Origin of the sequence: Streptomyces nodosus (assembly GCF_008704995.1) — a bacterium.
Lineage (GTDB): Bacteria > Actinomycetota > Actinomycetes > Streptomycetales > Streptomycetaceae > Streptomyces > Streptomyces nodosus.
Genome location: NZ_CP023747.1, coordinates 3,874,391 through 3,892,086, shown reverse-complemented (window position 1 = coordinate 3,892,086; position 17,696 = coordinate 3,874,391). Strand labels below are relative to the sequence as shown.

Annotated in this window: 15 protein-coding genes and 1 tRNA gene; 7 read left to right on the top strand and 9 right to left on the bottom strand. The window is 69.5% G+C overall.

What is annotated here, in order from left to right:
• Positions 1-2 precede the first annotated feature (2 nt).
• The 3 genes from CP978_RS17615 (at position 3) to pknB (ending at position 5,106) form a co-directional block, all read left to right on the top strand.
• The gene (locus CP978_RS17615) at positions 3-1,451 is read left to right on the top strand and encodes an FtsW/RodA/SpoVE family cell cycle protein (RefSeq protein WP_043442091.1); all 1,449 of its coding nucleotides are present in this window, start codon (positions 3-5) and stop codon (positions 1,449-1,451) included.
• Positions 1,448-2,932: a peptidoglycan D,D-transpeptidase FtsI family protein gene (locus CP978_RS17610; RefSeq protein ID WP_043442090.1), complete on the top strand. Its 1,485-nt coding sequence runs from the start codon at positions 1,448-1,450 to the stop codon at positions 2,930-2,932. The genes CP978_RS17615 and CP978_RS17610 overlap by 4 nt, the downstream gene beginning before the upstream one ends.
• A gap of 170 nt (positions 2,933-3,102) precedes the next feature.
• Complete coding sequence (gene pknB / locus CP978_RS17600; RefSeq protein WP_043442089.1) at positions 3,103-5,106, top strand: Stk1 family PASTA domain-containing Ser/Thr kinase; 2,004 nt, start codon at positions 3,103-3,105, stop codon at positions 5,104-5,106.
• A gap of 89 nt (positions 5,107-5,195) precedes the next feature.
• Here pknB and CP978_RS17595 read toward each other — a convergent pair whose 3' ends face one another.
• The 4 genes from CP978_RS17595 to CP978_RS17570 all read right to left on the bottom strand — a co-directional run bounded on the left by CP978_RS17595 (position 5,196) and on the right by CP978_RS17570 (position 9,338).
• Complete coding sequence (locus CP978_RS17595; RefSeq protein WP_376697993.1) at positions 5,196-5,951, bottom strand: class E sortase; 756 nt, start codon at positions 5,949-5,951, stop codon at positions 5,196-5,198.
• A gap of 130 nt (positions 5,952-6,081) precedes the next feature.
• Positions 6,082-7,383: a class E sortase gene (locus CP978_RS17590; protein WP_043442086.1), complete on the bottom strand. Its 1,302-nt coding sequence runs from the start codon at positions 7,381-7,383 to the stop codon at positions 6,082-6,084.
• Positions 7,380-8,048 (bottom strand): aminodeoxychorismate/anthranilate synthase component II, encoded by a 669-nt coding sequence (locus CP978_RS17585; protein WP_043442085.1) that lies wholly within the window; start codon positions 8,046-8,048, stop codon positions 7,380-7,382. The genes CP978_RS17590 and CP978_RS17585 overlap by 4 nt, the downstream gene beginning before the upstream one ends.
• A gap of 486 nt (positions 8,049-8,534) precedes the next feature.
• Positions 8,535-9,338, bottom strand: a complete 804-nt coding sequence (locus CP978_RS17570) for a DUF881 domain-containing protein (RefSeq protein WP_079162188.1) — start codon at positions 9,336-9,338, stop codon at positions 8,535-8,537.
• A gap of 142 nt (positions 9,339-9,480) precedes the next feature.
• Here CP978_RS17570 and crgA point away from each other — a divergent pair, with 142 nt between their 5' ends.
• On the top strand, positions 9,481-9,735 hold the full coding sequence (crgA, locus tag CP978_RS17565) for a cell division protein CrgA (RefSeq protein WP_043442077.1): 255 nt from the start codon (positions 9,481-9,483) through the stop codon (positions 9,733-9,735).
• Between the two features lie 302 nt (positions 9,736-10,037).
• Here crgA and CP978_RS17560 read toward each other — a convergent pair whose 3' ends face one another.
• Both CP978_RS17560 and CP978_RS17555 read right to left on the bottom strand, forming a co-directional pair.
• The gene (locus CP978_RS17560; RefSeq protein ID WP_043442075.1) at positions 10,038-10,946 is read right to left on the bottom strand and encodes a rhomboid family intramembrane serine protease; all 909 of its coding nucleotides are present in this window, start codon (positions 10,944-10,946) and stop codon (positions 10,038-10,040) included.
• A gap of 97 nt (positions 10,947-11,043) precedes the next feature.
• Complete coding sequence (locus CP978_RS17555; RefSeq protein WP_043442073.1) at positions 11,044-11,577, bottom strand: peptidylprolyl isomerase; 534 nt, start codon at positions 11,575-11,577, stop codon at positions 11,044-11,046.
• 347 nt (positions 11,578-11,924) lie between these two features.
• On the opposite strand from CP978_RS17555, the gene CP978_RS17550 reads away from it, so the two are divergent.
• The gene (locus CP978_RS17550) at positions 11,925-12,614 is read left to right on the top strand and encodes a DUF5324 family protein (protein WP_043442071.1); all 690 of its coding nucleotides are present in this window, start codon (positions 11,925-11,927) and stop codon (positions 12,612-12,614) included.
• 450 nt (positions 12,615-13,064) lie between these two features.
• Here CP978_RS17550 and CP978_RS17545 read toward each other — a convergent pair.
• Positions 13,065-13,137, bottom strand: a tRNA-Ala gene (locus CP978_RS17545).
• 181 nt (positions 13,138-13,318) lie between these two features.
• Here CP978_RS17545 and CP978_RS17540 point away from each other — a divergent pair.
• Both CP978_RS17540 and CP978_RS17535 read left to right on the top strand, forming a co-directional pair.
• Positions 13,319-13,867, top strand: coding sequence for a helix-turn-helix domain-containing protein (locus CP978_RS17540; RefSeq protein WP_043442069.1), 549 nt, complete (start codon positions 13,319-13,321; stop codon positions 13,865-13,867).
• Between the two features lie 83 nt (positions 13,868-13,950).
• Complete coding sequence (locus CP978_RS17535; protein ID WP_150478242.1) at positions 13,951-15,564, top strand: serine/threonine-protein kinase; 1,614 nt, start codon at positions 13,951-13,953, stop codon at positions 15,562-15,564.
• 8 nt (positions 15,565-15,572) lie between these two features.
• Here the strand turns inward: CP978_RS17535 and CP978_RS17530 are convergent, their stop codons facing one another.
• Together CP978_RS17530 and CP978_RS35260 are read right to left on the bottom strand one after the other, a co-directional pair.
• Positions 15,573-16,952, bottom strand: coding sequence for a hypothetical protein (locus tag CP978_RS17530; protein ID WP_043442067.1), 1,380 nt, complete (start codon positions 16,950-16,952; stop codon positions 15,573-15,575).
• Positions 16,953-17,296: 344 nt separating this feature from the next.
• Positions 17,297-17,425, bottom strand: coding sequence for a DLW-39 family protein (locus tag CP978_RS35260; RefSeq protein WP_003999697.1), 129 nt, complete (start codon positions 17,423-17,425; stop codon positions 17,297-17,299).
• Positions 17,426-17,696: the final 271 nt, after the last annotated feature.

The following is a 17,696-nucleotide window of genomic DNA, read 5'->3' as shown; positions in this document are numbered from 1 at the left end:
CCATGAGCAGCAGTACGAGCACGACGACGCACCACACGTCCACGATCGGCGCGATCGGCGCGCCGAGCCGGCGCAACACCGAACTGGCGCTGCTGGTGTTCGCCGTCGTCATCCCGGTGTTCGCCTACGCCAACGTGGGTCTCGCCATCAACGACAAGGTGCCGCCCGGTCTGCTGAGCTACGGCCTCGGCCTCGGACTGCTGGCCGGGGTGGGCCACCTCGTCGTACGGAAGTTCGCCCCGTACGCGGACCCCTTGCTGCTGCCGCTGGCCACGCTGCTCAACGGACTCGGTCTGGTCGTCATCTGGCGGCTCGACCAGTCCAAGCTGCTGCAGTCCATCGGTCAGGGGGGCGGGGCGGCACCGCGGCAGCTGATGTACACGGCCCTGGGCATCGGGCTGTTCGTCGTCGTCCTGATCTTCCTCAAGGACCACCGCGCCCTCCAGCGCTACACCTATATCTCCATGGTGGGCGCACTGGTCCTGCTGCTGCTGCCGCTGGTCCCGGGCCTCGGCGCCGATCTCACCTACGGCGCGAAGATCTGGATCTCGGTGGCCGGATTCTCCATCCAGCCCGGTGAGTTCGCGAAGATCGTGCTGGCGATCTTCTTCGCCGGCTATCTGATGGTGAAGCGCGACGCGCTGGCCCTGGCCAGCCGCCGCTTCATGGGGCTGTACCTGCCGCGCGGACGCGACCTCGGCCCGATCATCGTCGTCTGGGCGATGTCGATCCTGATCCTGGTCTTCGAGACCGACCTCGGTACGTCGCTGCTGTTCTTCGGAATGTTCGTCATCATGCTGTACGTCGCCACCGAGCGGACCAGCTGGATCGTCTTCGGTCTGCTGATGTCCGCGGTCGGCGCGGTCGGTGTGGCGAGCTTCGAACCGCACGTGCAGACCCGTGTCCAGGCCTGGCTCAACCCGATGGGGGAGTTCAAAGCGAGCCGGGCCCTCACCCATGACGGCGTCGTCCACTCCGAGCAGGCCATGCAGGCCCTGTGGGCCTTCGGCTCCGGCGGCACCCTCGGCTCCGGCCTCGGTCAGGGCCACTCGGACCTCATCCGCTTCGCCGCCAACTCCGACTTCATCCTCGCCACCTTCGGCGAGGAGCTCGGGCTGGCCGGCATCATGGCGATCCTGATGATCTACGCGCTGATCGTGGAACGCGGAGTGCGCACCGCGCTGGCCGCCCGCGACCCCTTCGGCAAGCTGCTCGCCGTCGGCCTGTCCGGTGCCTTCGCGCTCCAGGTCTTCGTGGTGGCCGGCGGTGTGATGGGCCTGATCCCGCTCACCGGTATGACCATGCCGTTCCTGGCCTCCGGAGGCTCCTCCGTGATCGCCAACTGGGTTCTGATCGGGATCCTGATCCGCATCAGCGACACCGCGCGCCGCCCGGCACCCGCCCCCGCTCCCAGTCCCGACGCCGAGATGACCCAGGTGGTCCGCCCGTGAACAAGCCCCTGCGCCGGATCGCGATCTTCTGCGGGCTGCTCGTTCTCGCGCTGCTCGTCCGCGACAACTGGCTCCAGTACGTCCAGGCCGAGACTCTGCGCACCGACAAGAACAACCGCCGGGTCCTGATCGCCCGTTACGCGACGCCCCGGGGCGACATCATCGTCGAAGGCACCCCGATCACCGGGTCCAAGAAGTCGGCCGCCGACAGCTCCAACGACTTCGTGTACAAGCGCACCTACAAGGACGGCCCGATGTGGTCGCCCGTCACCGGCTACGCCTCGCAGGCCTTCGGCTCCACCCAACTGGAGTCCATCGAGGACGGCATCCTCACCGGCAACGACGACCGGCTGTTCTTCCGCAACACCCTCGACATGCTGACCGGCAAGGAGAAGCAGGGCGGCAACGTCGTCACCACGCTGAACGCCGCCGCGCAGAAGGCCGCGTACGAGGGTCTGGAGAAGGTCGGCGGCAAGGGCGCGGCCGTGGCGATCGACCCCCAGACCGGGGCGGTCCTGGCGCTGGCCTCCTACCCGTCGTACGACCCGTCGGAGTTCGCGGGCAACTCCCTCACGACCGACAGCAAGGCCTGGTCGAAGCTCCAGAAGGACCAGAACCCGAGCGACCCGATGCTGAACCGGGCGCTGCGCGAGACCTACCCGCCGGGCTCCACCTTCAAGGTGGTCACCGCGGCGGCCGCGCTGGAGAACGGCCTGTACGACGGCGCCGACCAGAAGACCAGGTCCCCGCTGCCCTACATCCTTCCGAACACCCAGACCGAGCTGAAGAACGAGGGCAACATCCCCTGCCAGGACGCGACGATGCGGGAGGCGCTCAGGGTCTCCTGCAACACCGTCTTCGGCAAGATCGGCGCCGACCTCGGCAAGGACAAGATGCTGGAGCAGGCGAAGAAGTTCGGCTTCAACGAGGAGCAGTTCATCCCGGTCCGTGCCAACGCGTCCAACTTCCCGAAGGAGATGGACTCGGCGCAGACCGCGCTCAGCTCGATCGGGCAGTTCGAGACCGCCGCGACCCCGCTGCAGATGGCCATGGTCGCCTCGGCGATCGCCAATGACGGCAAGCTGATGAAGCCCTACATGGTGGCCAAGCTGCAGTCCTCCAACGTGGACACCCTGGAGCAGACGCAGCCGGAGGAGATGAGCCGGCCGCTGTCCGAGAAGAACGCCCAGATCCTCCAGTCGATGATGCAGACGGTCGTCGAGCAGGGCACCGGAACCAACGCACAGATCCCCAACGTCACTGTGGGCGGCAAGACCGGAACCGCCCAGCACGGTCTGAACAACAGCGAGAAGCCGTACGCCTGGTTCATCTCCTACGCCAAGCTCAGCGACGGCAGCTCGCCGGTCGCCGTGGCCGTGGTGGTCGAGGACGAGAGCGCCAACCGCGACGACATCTCCGGCGGCGGTCTCGCCGCCCCCATCGCCAAGAACGTGATGGAGGCGGTCATCAACAAGAAGTGACCCCTGTCACGCCTCCTTCGCATCGGTGCACGTAGCGATACCGGTCCTGTATCGGGTGGCGGATGTGGCCAGGTCACACACAGCTAGCCGGGTACCGTATGCCCGGGCAGCACACCGCCGGACCACACGCGGGTGTGGTCAGGACCGACGGAGAGGGCTGGTAGGAAGCTATGGAAGAGCCGCGTCGCCTCGGCGGCCGGTACGAGCTGGGCCATGTGCTCGGTCGTGGTGGCATGGCCGAGGTCTACCTCGCGCATGACACCCGTCTGGGCCGCACCGTGGCAGTGAAGACGCTGCGCGCCGACCTGGCGCGCGACCCTTCCTTCCAGGCCCGGTTCCGCCGGGAGGCCCAGTCGGCCGCCTCGCTCAACCATCCGACGATCGTCGCGGTGTACGACACGGGCGAGGACTACATCGACGGGGTCTCGATCCCGTACATCGTCATGGAGTACGTCGACGGATCCACGCTGCGTGAGCTCCTGCACAGCGGGCGCAAGCTGCTGCCGGAGCGGTCCATGGAGATGACCATCGGCATCCTCCAGGGCCTGGAGTACGCCCATCGCAGCGGCATCGTGCACCGTGACATCAAGCCGGCGAACGTCATGCTGACGCGCAACGGCCAGGTCAAGGTGATGGACTTCGGCATCGCCCGCGCCATGGGCGACGCCGGCATGACGATGACGCAGACGGCCGCGGTCATCGGCACGGCCCAGTACCTCTCGCCCGAGCAGGCGAAGGGCGAGCAGGTCGACGCCCGCTCGGACCTGTACTCGACCGGTTGTCTGCTGTACGAGCTGCTGACGGTCCGCCCGCCCTTCGTGGGCGACTCCCCGGTCGCGGTCGCCTATCAGCACGTCCGCGAGGAGCCCCAGCCGCCGAGCGTCTTCGACCCCGAGATCACGCCCGAGATGGACGCGATCGTGCTGAGGGCGCTGGTCAAGGACCCGGACTACCGCTACCAGTCGGCCGACGAGATGCGCGCCGACATCGAGGCCTGCCTCGACGGCCAGCCGGTCGCGGCGACCGCGGCGATGGGCGCGGTCGGCTACGGCGGCTACCCGGACGACCAGCCGACCACGGCACTGCGCCCCGAACCGGGCGCCGGCGCCACCACGATGCTGCCGCCCATGAACCCGGACGACGGCGGCTACGGCTACGACGACCGTCCGGACCGCCGTCGGCAGAAGCAGAGCAACAACACATCGACCGTGCTGCTGGTGGTCGCCGGTGTGGTGGTGCTGGTCGGCGCGATCCTCCTCGGCATGTGGATCTTCAACGGCGACCGCGTCAGCAACGACAAGGCCGATGTGCCGAACTTCGTGGGCATCACCCGGACGGAGGCGGAGGATCTGGCCTCCAACGCCGATCTGAAGCTGGCCTTCACCAACAAGACCTGTGAGAACCAGAAAAAGGGCAACATCTGCGAGCAGAGCCCGGAAGCGAAGATTCAGGTCGAGAAGGGCAGCACGGTCAACCTGGTCGTGTCGACGGGGGCGCCCAAGGTGACGGTCCCGGACGTCGTCACCAAGGACCTCGACGAGGCGAAGGCGAAGCTCGAGGGCGAGGACTACCAGTTCAAGGTCGAGGTGAAGCCCCAGGAGTCCACCCAGACGCCGAACACGGTCCTGGAGACGGACCCGAAGTTCGGTACCAAGGTGCGAAAGGGCTCCACGATAACCCTGACGGTCGCCAGGGCCCCGGAGACGGTCTCCGTTCCCGACCTGTCCGGCCGGAGCTGTGACGAGGCCAAGCAGCAGCTGCAGGAAAAGGGCCTGGTGGCGGGCAACTGCGACGAGGTGGAGGTCGGCGACCCGAACCAGTTCGGCAAGGTCATCGGAACCGATCCGGTTGCGAGCTCTCAGGTCAAGGTGGGCACCACGGTCACCATCAAGATCGGTAAGCAGGCCGAGAACAACCAGGTCCAGGTCCCCGAGGTCAGGAACAAGTCCCTCAAGGACGCCAAGGACCTCCTCGCGGCGGCGGGCCTCGGCATCGCCGAGATCAAGAATTCCCAGGACGACAACGCCGTGGTCGTCAACTGCGACCCCCAGCCGGGCTCACAGGTCGACCGCGGCAGCCAGGTGACCCTGGTCGCCGTAGGCGGAGGCCAGGGCAACGGAAACCAGGGCTTCTTCGGCGGAGGCGGGGGTGGAGGCGGGGGCAACAGGCACTGACCGGCCCGCCCAGCACGACGCAGTGACGAGTCAGGCCCCGGCATCCTGGAGAGGATGCCGGGGCCTGACTCGTTCGTTCGTGCTGTCGCTCAGCGCAGTTCCTTCGGCGGTGTCCGCTTGCTGTCCACCTTGTCCACCCGGACGAGTTCGCCCCAGACGATGTAGCGGTACTGCGAGGTGTAGATCGGGGTGCACGTCGTCAGGGTGATGTAGTGGCCGGGCTTCTTCACGCCCGCCTCTTCCGGGACCGCGGTGAGGACCTTCACGTTGTACTTCGACGTCGAGGGAAGGATCGCGAAGACCTTGTAGACGTACCAGTCGTCCCGCGTCTCGAAGACGATCGGGTCGCCCTTCTTCAGCTTGTGGATGTTGTGGAACTTCGCCCCGTGCCCGTCGCGGTGCGCGGCCAGCGCGAAGTTGCCGTCCTTGCCCGACATCGGCAGCCCCGACTTGACGGGGTCCGTGTAGTAGCCGGCCACACCGTCGTTGAGGATCTCGGCCGAGGTGCCCTTCTCGACCAGCACCTCGCCGTCGTCCATCGCCGGCACATGCAGGAAGCCGATGCCGTCCTTGGTGTCCAGCGCGCCGGGCCCGGTGTCCTGTTCGGCCGCCCAGTGGTCGCGCACCTTGCCGCCCTGCTGGTCGGCCTTGCGGTCCGCGAGGACGTTCGTCCACCACAGCGAGTAGACGACGAACAGGCCGAGTACCAGGCCCGCCGTGATGAGCAGTTCCCCGAAGACGCTGACGGCGGCCGCGATCCGGCTGCGCCCACGGCGTCGCGGCACGGACCGGGAGCCGGGATCCGGCCGCGTCGTGCCGGTCTGCTCGTCCTGGTCGATCGTCACTCCCACTGCCTCTGCTCCGTCTGTTCCACGTGCCTGCGAGTACGCGCACCCTGAGTCCGCGTACGTGTGACTACCCGTACCTGTGACGGTGCGCACCTGTCACCCCCGTGCGCGCCCACGATCCGCGCGCCTAGGAGATCAGTGCGTCCGGTTTGCCCTTGCTGCGCGGCCGTTCCTCGACCATCTTGCCCCAGACGATCAACCGGTACTTGCTGGTGAACTCCGGCGTGCAGGTGGTCAGTGTGATGTAGCGGCCCGGCTGGGTGAAGCCGCCGTCCCTCGGTATGGGGTCGAGAACACTCGTGTTCGACGGCGGGGTCACCGGCAGGGTCGACGCCATCTTGTAGACGAAGTACTTGTCCTGCGTCTCCACCACGATCGCGTCGCCCGGCTGGAGGCGGTTGATGTAGCGGAACGGCTCGCCGTGGGTGTTGCGGTGGCCCGCGAGGCCGAAGTTGCCCGTCCTGTCGTCCGGCATCGCCGTCTTCAGGCTGTCCTCGCCGTAGTGCCCGACCATGCCCTTGTCGAGCACATTGGTCTTGCTGATGCCCTCGGCGATCGGCACGACCACATCCAGCTTCGGGATGTGCAGAAGGGCGAAGCCCTGCCCGGGCGCGAACTCCCCGGGGGCCCGCTTGCCGCTCGCCCAGTCCTGCTGGAGGTGCTTCGCGGCGCTGCCCGCCTCCTGGTGCGCCCTGACGTTCGACCACCAGAGCTGGTAGCTCACGAACAGCAGCATGAGCACACCGGTGGTCATGAACAGCTCGCCCACCACCCGGCTCACCAGAACCGCTGCGCCGGGCTTCTGCGCCCGTGCGGCCCTCCGGGCCTCCATCCGGGAGCGGGGCGCCTCCGCGGCCGTCTCAGAGGGCTTCTCGGCCGTCTGTGGCCCGTTCCCGCGGCGTCCGGTCCTCTTGGCCGCCTTGCGCCGCGCGGCACGGCCGCCCGGCACGGGAGCGGACTCACCGGCCCGGTCCCCGGCGCGCCGCACCTCCTCGACGTCCACGGCCCGCAGTGCGACCGTCTTGTCGTCCAGGGCCCGCAACGCCACCGTCGCGTCGTCCACGGAACCGGCCGGGGGTCTGGCACCGGCTGCCCGGGCCGGATCGACGGGGGAGGCCGGGGGCGGCCCGGCGTAGGGGGGAGCGGCGGCGGGATCGCCGTACGACGCGCCCGACGTGGTGCCGCCGTACGAGGGGAGCACCGCCGTCGCGTCGAGGCCCTGCCCCTGCTGCGCCAGCTGCGGCGGTGCGGAGGACTGTTCCCCGTACCCGGCGCCGGACTCCCCGGGGTAGCCGCCGTGACCGGACCACTCCTGCCCCTCCTGCCACGCGCCGGAGCCCTCGTAGGGCTGCCGGCCGTACGAGGATCCGGGATCCGCGGCGTCCCCGTAGGCGGCGCCGGTGTCGCGCTCGGGGCGCAGTGCGGTCACGCCGTGGCCCTGCCCACCACCGGGGCAAGCCCCGCCGACCTCGCCACGGCCCCCTGGTCACCGCACTCCACCAGCCAGTTGGCCAGCATCAGATGGCCGTGCTCGGTGAGCACCGACTCGGGGTGGAACTGCACGCCCTCCACGGGGAGCTCACGGTGCCGGAGGCCCATGACGATCCCGTCGGGTGTACGCGCCGTGACCTCCAGCTCGGCCGGCACCGTGTCCGGCTCGGCGGCCAGGGAGTGGTAGCGGGTCGCGGTGAAGGGGGACGGCAGTCCGGCGAAGACTCCCCTGCCCTCGTGCTCGACCGGCGAGGTCTTGCCGTGCAGCAGCTCCGGCGCCCGGCCGACCACACCGCCGTAGGCCACCTGCATGGACTGCATGCCCAGACAGACGCCGAAGACGGGTACACCGGTCGCGGCGCAGTGCCGGACCATCTCGATGCAGACACCCGCCTCTTCGGGGGTTCCGGGGCCGGGCGACAGCAGCACACCGTCGAAGCCTCCCCCGGCTCCGCCCGAGCGGGAGGAGCGCCCCTGGACGTCCCCCGTCGACACCTCGTCGTTGCGCACCACCTCGCACTCCGCACCCAGCTGGTACAGGTACTGGACCAGGTTGAAGACGAAGCTGTCGTAGTTGTCGACGACGAGAATGCGCGCGCTCACTGGTTGTCCACCGTCACATCGTTGAAGGGCAGCAGCGGTTCGGCCCAGGGGAAGACGTACTGGAACAGTACGTAGACCACGGCCAGGACCAGCACGACGGAAGTCAGTGCCCTCACCCATGCATTGCCCGGTAGATGCCGCCAGATCCAGCCGTACATGCCGTCCCTTCCGTCTCGCCACGGCACCAGACTCACGCCGTACGCCACCAGACTAACGGCGCCGAGCCGCCGGTCTCCCTGTCTCCGCGAGCCCCGTGGGATCGGGATGCGTCCGGACGATCGGCCCGTGACCGTGTCCCCCGCGGGAACGCACATGGTCAGCGTCGGCCGACGCCCGGAGGGGGCACCCCGGCCTCCGTGGCACAGCGTCGAATACTTCAACGTCCGCGGGCACGGTTTTGTATGGGCCTTTGTCGATCCGATACGTGGCCCAGATGGTTCGGCCGGCTCCGGCAGGGGTTTGTTCCACGTGAAACCAGGCCGGCTTCTACTCCACCGGCTTCGCGTAGTGCAGATCCACCGCGCCGGTGTAGCCGGGAAGCGTCACCGTGCCGTCCTCGGTGACCTTCCAGCCGAGGCCGTAGACATTGACGTACACCATGTAGTTCTGGATCGCGGGCGAGGCGGCGAGCGCCTTCTGGAGCTTGTCCGGGTCGCCGATCGCGGTGATCTTGTAGGGGGGCGAGTAGACGCGGCCCTGGAGGATCAGGGTGTTGCCGACACAGCGCACGGCACTGGTGGAGATCAGCCGCTGGTCCATGACCTTGATGCCCTGGGCGCCGCCCAGCCACAGGGCGTTCACCACGGCCTGCAGGTCCTGCTGGTGGATGACCAGGTAGTCGGGCTGGGGCTCGGGGTAGCCGGGCAGTTTGGCGGTGGCGTCGGGCGGGGCGTCATTGAGGGTGACGGTGACGGCCTTGCCGGTGAGCTTCTGGGTGCCGGCGTTCTGCTCCAGCGCCGCGAGCCGCGCCTGCTCGGCCTTGCCGGTGCCGCCTCCGGTGCGCTTGGCCAGGCCCTCGATGTCACCGCGCAGTGCGGCGTTGGTCTCGTCGAGCCGGGCGTTCTTGTGGCTGCGCTCCTGGATGAGGTCGGAGAGCTTCAGCAGCGAGGAGTCCGTGCGGATATTGGTGCCCCTGGCCGTGTTGAAGCTGGTGAAGAAGAGGAGCCCCGCCAGGGCGAAGACACCCACGGTGAGGACGCGCACGGGCGGGAACCCGCGCCCGGGGGCAGGTATGGGCCCTGTTTCCAGGGAACCGGAACCCGCCTGGGGGGAGTCGGCTGAATTGCTCAACGTACCCTTATCTCCTTCGGCGCCGCGGAAGCACTACGCTAACGGACGCCCGGGGGAGTGCTCAGTGTCCCCTTGTACGCTGCCCCGGACCCCGCCCCAGTTCCCTGCGCGGCCACGCAGCGCATCGACAGGAGAGACCCTCGTGCCGAAGTCACGTATCCGCAAGAAGGCCGACTACACGCCGCCGCCGTCCAAGCAGACTGCCAGCATCAAGCTGGGCAGCCGCGGCTGGGTGGCACCGGTCATGCTGGCCATGTTCCTCATCGGGCTCGCCTGGATCGTGGTCTTCTATGTGACCGACGGTTCACTGCCGCTCGACATGCTGGGCAACTGGAACATCGTGGTGGGCTTCGGGTTCATCGCGGCGGGATTCGGCGTCTCCACGCAGTGGCGGTAGCGCCGCCCGCGCGCCCGCGTCCGGCTCTGCCCACGGCTGTGCACCGAGTTATCCACAGTCTTGTCCACAGGATCCGGGTCCAGTGGAAAAAGAACGACGATCTGTGGATAACCCGTGGAGCGTTGACGCCGGTATGACGGAATCATCGGCTCTCGAAAAACTGTTCGCCCCCTGCCCTACCTGCGAAAACGCCGGTCGGTGACAGGGGGCACGCATGTTCCCCACGGGGGACGCATGATCCACCACGATCTGTGGACAACGCTGGGTACAAGCTCGGGCTATCGCCTGAGCGGGTCCGTCCTTCAGCTGAGCTGGACGGTCCTGAGCACGGTCACCAGGATCACGGCTGCCAGCACCAGCCCGCACACCCCGTACTGGACCAGGGCCCGCCGCTCGCGGGGGGCGTGGACCATGGCATAGCCGACCAGAACACCGCCGATCAGTCCGCCGATATGGGCCTGCCAGGCGATGTTGTGCCACCCGAAGGTGAAGATCAGGTTGATCACCAGCAGCACGATGACCGGCCGCATGTCATAGCGGAGCCGACGCATCAGCACGGCGGTGGCGCCGAAGAGCCCGAAGATCGCTCCGGAGGCCCCCAGCGAGGCCTGGTTGGGGGCGGCGATCAGATAGGTGAGGGCGCTGCCAGCCAGCCCGGAGGCGAAATAGAGCGCGAGATAGCGGGCGCGGCCGAGGGCAGCCTCCAACGGGCCGCCGATCCACCACAGGCTGAGCATGTTGAACAGGATGTGGACAAAGCTGCTGGTGCTGTGCAGGAACATCGACGTCAGCAGCCGGTACCACTGCCCCTGCGCGACGCCCTCGAGCGGTCCGTGGTCGTAGACGTAGGCCTGACCGACCAGGAAGAACCGTTCCGTGAAGCGGTTACCGAGCGACAGCTGCACCAGGAAGACAGCCAGATTGACGCCGATCAGCACCTTGGTGACCAGCCGGGGATCGGCGGCCACGGTGCCGCCCGCGAGCGTACGGGGCTGGGACGCACCAGGGGCGTGGCCCGTGCCGGAGCCGTTGCGGACGCAGTCCGGGCACTGGAAGCCGACCGAGGCGTCGACCATGCACTCCGGGCAGATGGGGCGCTCGCAGCGGGTACAGCGGATACCCGTCTCGCGGTCCGGATGCCGATAGCAGACCGGCAGCTCGCGTGCTCCGTGCGGGCCCTGATTCGGCGGGCTGCCTGGCGCCTGATCCATGGGGTCCCCTCACTCTCCGTACGACGGGGTGCCCCGCCCTTCCTTCTACGGACGGGCGGGGCGCTTTTGTTCCCTCGTGCGGTGTACCCGGCGGGGTTCAGCCCTCGCGGCTCTGGATGACCACCGACTCGATCACGACGTCGTTGACGGGGCGGTCGGTACGCGGGTTGGTCTGGGCGGTGGCGATGGAGTCCACGACCTTCTGGCCGGCCTCGCCCGTGACCTCGCCGAAGATGGTGTGCTTGCCGGTCAGCCAGGCCGTCGGCGCCACCGTGATGAAGAACTGCGAGCCGTTGGTGCCCGGACCGGCGTTGGCCATCGCCAGCAGGTACGGCTTGGTGAAGGCGAGGTCCGGGTGGAACTCGTCCTCGAACTGGTACCCGGGGCCGCCGGTGCCGTTGCCCAGCGGGTCGCCGCCCTGGATCATGAAGCCGCTGATGACCCGGTGGAAGACCGTGCCGTCGTAGAGCTTCTTGGTGGACTTCTCGCCGGTGGCGGGGTGGGTCCACTCGCGCTCGCCGGTGGCGAGTTCGACGAAGTTACGGACCGTCTTCGGCGCATGGTTCGGCAGCAGCCGGATCTCGATGTCGCCGTGGTTGGTCTTCAGGGTGGCGTAAAGCTGCTCAGCCACGATCTGCCTTCCGTTGTCTTCTGTGACCCCCCGATCCTCGCACGGCATGCACCCCGGGACGCCCGGCCACCCACCTCTCGGCGAACATCCACGGATTGTTTCCGAGGTGAAGCCGGGGTGCGGGGGCGAATCCGGGCGTGTCGGGTTACGGGGCCCGCGTCCTCCAGTGCCCCGGAACCGGCCATGATCGCCCAGATCGATGCCCCTCCGGAGAGGGGTCCCCATCGTGCACTATGGGCTGTATGACCCGGATGCCCGTCCTCGCATGCCCGGGAGCTCTTCGAGGGGCATGATCCGTAAAAGGCTGGAAAGTCGAATTACCGTACGCCACCGAGGAGGAGGAACCCGTGACCCGCATCGACAGCGTGCGCGCCGCGACCGGTTCGGCGAAGGACAGCGTGCTGCACGCCGCGGAAGTGGTGGCGCCCTACGCCGACACGGCCAAGGACATGGCAGCGCACTACACACGCGAGGCGCGCGTTCGTCTCGCACCCAAGATGTCGCAGGCCGCAGGGCAGGCCCGCGTCCAGTACGACATCTATCTCGCCCCGCGGCTGGTACAGGCCCGTTCCCATGTGCCGCCCAAGATGGACATGGCCGCCCAGGGAGCCGCCGCCTACACCCGCAAGGCGGCCGCCGCCTCCCGCCCCAGGATCGAGCAGGCGCTCGCCGCGGCCGGGCCCGCCCGGGACCAGGCGACATCGCGGGGTACGGCGGCACTGGCCGCGTTGCGTGGCCAGGTCACGCCGGAGCAGATCCAGAAGCTGGTCCGCCGGCAGCAGCGACGCGCCAAGGCCGGCCGTCTCGCCAGAGGCATGGCGGTGCTGGGCGCCCTGACCGGTGGCGCCGTCGTCGCCTGGAAGTGGTGGGACAAGCAGGCCAACCCCGACTGGCTGGTCGAGCCGCCCGCCGCGACCGCGGTCTCGGGAGGCGAACGCCTGGCCTCGGTGGACGGCACCGAGCCGAGCGTGCTGGACCCCGAGACACAGACACGGCAGGCCAGGAGGGACTCCCCGGGCGGCGGCGACTACCGCTGAGCCCGGCGGGGACGCCGTCGAACCACAACCATGCCGTGGGGCGGGAGACTTGAGGGTCTCCCGCCCCACGGCGATGTTTCACGTGGAACAGAGGAAACGGGGAACAGGGGAAACGGGCGGACCAGCCGGAGAGCATGCATCCCTCCCCACGATGACGTTTGCAACGCACCCTGCGTGTACGTTCCATGGAGACTTCCCTCACGGAACGCACCCTCCCGTTCACGGATCCATGAGCACCCCACCTCACACAAGGCTGCCCATATCGCCCCATGCCACCCTCCGGTCGAATCACCCGGACCGAGGGCGGTCCGGAACCCTTGACTCGCACAGTCGTTTGCGCAAAGAAATGCAACGACAGCAAACCTTCATATGTGACATGGGTCACCGCACACAAAGGACCGGCCAGTCGCCGCGGAAGGCGTCTGGCCGGTCGATGGTGGATCCGAGAGGTGGAGCCTAGGGGAGTCGAACCCCTGACATCTGCCATGCAAAGACAGCGCTCTACCAACTGAGCTAAGGCCCCGGAGGAGTCGCGTCCGACCGGTCGAACCACGGACCGGCGGGCACTGCGGACCAGCGTACCGGGTCACCCCCCGTATCTCGAAAAGGATGGGGGGTCCCCGTGGGCGACCACTCTCCGTAAGATGCTCGTCGTGGTTCGCTAGAGCGAACCGCGGTACTTGGGGAAGCGATGGGGAGACGCAATGGACGCCGCACAGCAGGAAGCCACCGCAAGAGCGCGGGAGCTGCAGCGGAACTGGTACGGGGAGCCGTTGGGGGCGCTCTTCCGTAAGCTCATCGACGATCTCGGGCTCAACCAGGCTCGTCTCGCCGGTGTACTGGGGCTGTCCGCACCGATGCTGTCCCAGCTGATGAGCGGTCAGCGCGCCAAGATCGGCAATCCCGCGGTGGTCCAGCGGGTGCAGTTGCTCCAGGACCTGGCCGGGCAGGTCGCGGACGGCAGCGTGAGCGCCGCCGAGGCGACCGAGCGGATGGACGAGATCAGAAAGTCGCAGGGGGGCTCCGTGCTCAGCAACACCACACAGACGACGAACGGTTCGGGCGCGCCCACGGTCAAGCGGGTGGTCCGTGAGATCCAGTCGCTGCTGCGCTCGGTGGCGGCGGCCGGAGACATCATCGACGCGGCGAACACCCTCGCCCCGACCCACCCGGAACTGGCAGAGTTCCTCCGGGTGTACGGCGCCGGCCGCACCTCCGACGCGGTCGCCCACTACCAGTCCCACCAGAACTGAGCCCGCGCCTCGCCACCGGGGACTCTCGTGCCGGAGGTGCGCGGGAGTCCTGATCACGTCCGGAAGGGGGAGGACGTACGACCATGGGTGAGGTTTTCGCCGGGCGGTACGAACTGGTCGACCCCATCGGGCGCGGGGGAGCCGGGGCCGTCTGGCGCGCCTGGGACCACCGCCGGCGCCGCTATGTGGCCGCCAAGGTCCTGCAGCAGAGCGACGCCCATGCCCTGCTGCGGTTCGTACGCGAGCAGGCGCTGCGCATCGACCATCCTCATGTGCTGGCGCCCGCCAGCTGGGCCGCGGACGACGACAAGGTCCTGTTCACCATGGACCTGGTCGCCGGGGGCTCACTGGTGCATCTCGTCGGGGACTACGGCCCGTTGCCCCCGGCCTTCGTCTGCACCCTGCTGGACCAGCTGCTGTCCGGACTCGCCGCCGTGCACGCCGAGGGTGTGGTGCACCGGGACGTCAAGCCCGCCAATGTGCTGCTGGAGGCCACCGGCACCGCCCGCCCCCGGCTGCGGCTGTCGGACTTCGGCGTCGCCATGCGCCTGGGAGAGCCGAGGCTCACCGAGACCGACTATGTGGTGGGCACGCCCGGCTATCTGGCGCCCGAACAACTGATGGGCGCGGACCCGGACTTCACGGCCGATCTGTTCGCCGTCGGCCTGGTCGCGCTGTATCTGCTTCAGGGCGCCAGGCCGGACAGCAGAGCGCTGGTCCAGCACTTCACGGCCCATGGCACACCGGGTGCGCCCCGGGGCGTCCCCGGGCCCCTGTGGGAGGTCGTGGCGACCCTGCTGCAGCCGGATCCGGCCGCGCGGTTCCGCACCGCCACGGGGGCACGCAAGGCCCTGGCCGCGGCCCGGGAACTGCTGCCCGAGCCGGGCTCCGACGACGAGCGGACGGAGATCTTCGAGGTGGAGATCTTCGACCAGATCGGTCCGCTTCCCCAGGGTTTCGGCCCCGAAGGACCACTGATCACGCCGTCGGGGGTGACGGGCCCCGCATCCGTCGGACCGCACGGAACCGACACCACGGGCGTCGGCCCGGGGGAGACACCGTCCGGAGCGGCGGGGGGTGCTCCGAAGCCGCCGCCCGCCGTGGTCCCCGGGGCGGGCGGCGAAGCGCGGCCGCTGGGGCCCGGTGCGATACCGCCGCGGCCGGTCACCGCACCCGTCTCCCCGGGCGCCGGTGCCTCCGCGGTGGTGCCGGGGCCGCCGTTCCCCGCCGTAGGGCCCGGGTCCACGCCCCCTGCCCTGCCGCCCAGACCCTCGGTGGATCCGACGCCGCCCCCGAGGCCCCCCGCCCTGTCGGACACCGGAAGCTTCCATCTGCCGCCCCCGCTGCCGCGCGAGACGGTGCCGCGCCCGCCCGGGCAGCCCCCCGCACCACCCGCCGCGGCCGTGGCGACAGGCCCCGTGCCCGCCCACGCCGCACCCCATGAACCCACGTGGCAGCCCGGGCACACACCCTCCGCCGGCCCGCGCACCGCCCCGTCCCTCGCGGTGCGCGGGCCCGCCCCTGCGCACACCGCCGCCCCGTCCTCGCAGGCGCCCACCCGGCCGGGTGGCCCGGCACGCCACGGCAGAAGGCCGGGGGCCCGGCGCCCGGGACCACCGGCGAAGATCGCCCTACCGGTCCTGCTGCTCGCGCTCCTCTGTTTCGCGGTGGGTTTCTGGGCCCTGGCACGCGTCTGAGGCAGCGGTCAGCCGGTACCGGCCCACCGGCCCCGGGCGCGGCGCCGGGCGACCACCGTCCACAGCCCCAGCCACAGAACCAGCGCACTGCCGGTGCCGATCCCGCCCGCGGCGACCAGGGTCAACGTGCGGCTGCCGCCCCGCTCCGGGCCGACGGCACCTGCTTCGCCGCCCTCCCCGCCGCTGCCCGCCGCCTCGTCCGCGGAACCGGCCCCCGGCCCGGCGGAACCGTCGCCGTTGCCGGCCCCGTCCGGAGCCGCCGCCTCCCGGTCCTCCGCCGTGACCTCGAACACATCGCGTGGAGCGGAGCGTCCCGCGTACGCCGGACCGGACACCGGCGTCCCGCTCACCCGCACCCGCAGCGTCAGCCCGAAGGGGCCTTCCCCGAACCGCTCCCCGACCGGTGTCCCGAGGTGCACCGCGAGGTAGTACCAGCCCGCGAACCGCATCGCGCTCGTCCGGTCACCGACGGCGTGACGGTTGGCGTAGTCGACGGGCGGCAGCGGACGGAGGGACGCCGAGGTCTGGGCACCGCTGTAGCCGGCGCCCGCATCGTCGACACGGGCGCGCGCCGGGTTGTAGAGCGACACGGCCAGGGCGGTGCCGACATAGCCGTCGCCACCGGGGGAACTACCCATCTCGACGGTGGCGGAGAGCCGGCGGCCCCAGTCGACGGGCACCTTGTAGAAGAGCGTCTGCCCGGGCTTGACGGCATCCCGCCAGACCCCCTGCCCGAGGGCGGCGGCGTCGGCGAAGCCCGCCCCGCCCTCGCGTGGCGCGGCGTCGCCGAGCACCGGCTCGGGGGTCGCGGATTCCCAGGCTGCGGGTGGCGCCGTCGTATCGGCCTCCCGCAGCGCGGGTTCGGACACCGGGGCGAGCTCCAGGTCCCAGTCGTCTGCGGACGTCTCCCCGGCCGGGACCCGCCGTTCGACGACCACGTAGTACACGCCCGCGCCCTTGCACACATAGTGGCCGGGGCCGGTCTCGCGCGAGGCCCAGGCGGCGATCGGGTGCGGGCTCTGGGTGGGGCCGATGTGCGTGGTCCCGGTGGAGCAGGTGGTGCCGTCGGCGTCCTGGACGGACACCTTGAGACCGTCGGACGAGGTGACCTGGGCCCCCGCCCCCGGGACGGCCGTCGCGGAGACATAGGCGCTGCTCGTCGCGTCGAGTTCCAGGCGGTAGTAGCGCTTGCCCGCCGCGGGGAGGGTGCTCCGGTAGGTGCGTCCGGGATCCAGGCGTACCGCGTCCGTGGTGTCCTCCGCGCCCTCGACGGTCCTGACGTCGCGGGCGAAGGCGTAGGGGACCGCCGGACCGTCCGCGGCCGGCGGGGCGGCGCGCGCCGGGAGCGTGAGGGTCCCCGAGAGCGCCGCCACCGTGACCAGGGTCACCGCCGCGCGCGCCCTCCCGCCCCCTCGGCGCGCCCCGTGCCCCGTCACCGTGCGCCACCGCATCACGCACCCCGTCACCGTGCGCCACCCATCACACGCCCCCTCGCCGTGCCGAGCCCCGGACCGCCGCCCATCCTGCCCCGCCCCCGGCAGGGGCATCCGCGCAATGCCCGCAAGGCGGCCGAAACGGCTTCCTCAAAGTCCTCGAAGGCGTCGTCGCAAGCGTTTTCTCGGCCAATACTCATGCTCAGGAGACATGCGGCCCGCTCGTGTCCCCCGAGCAACACAAAGCCCCGACCGCTCAGCGGTCGGGGCCTGCTCTGAAATTCGCTGTCTGTCGGACCTCACGAACCCGTGGGCACGGAGTCAGTAGCCTCCGTCCACAGATCCTGCTCGGCGCGATCCGCCTGGATCTGGCGGTACACGAGGAGCCCGCCGATGGCGGCCAGTGCGACCAGGAGAAGCTTCTTCACCGCGCGACCTCGTCTTTCCTTGACGTAGAGGACCTCTGGCGCCCGACTATACACACCGATAGATACCGATCGGTGACCTGAGTCGGCCCTCAACTCGGGCCCTGTGGACCACAATACGACCCCCCGACGCCGCTTCGACCGTCAGGTCATCACACCTCACAGAACGTGACGTTCGCCGCAGGGTCGTCGCTTTCCTGATTTTCCCGGTCTCTTACGTCCATCCGAGTGGTGTTCATCCGACGATCCATGCGCCACGGGCGTCGGTCCACCA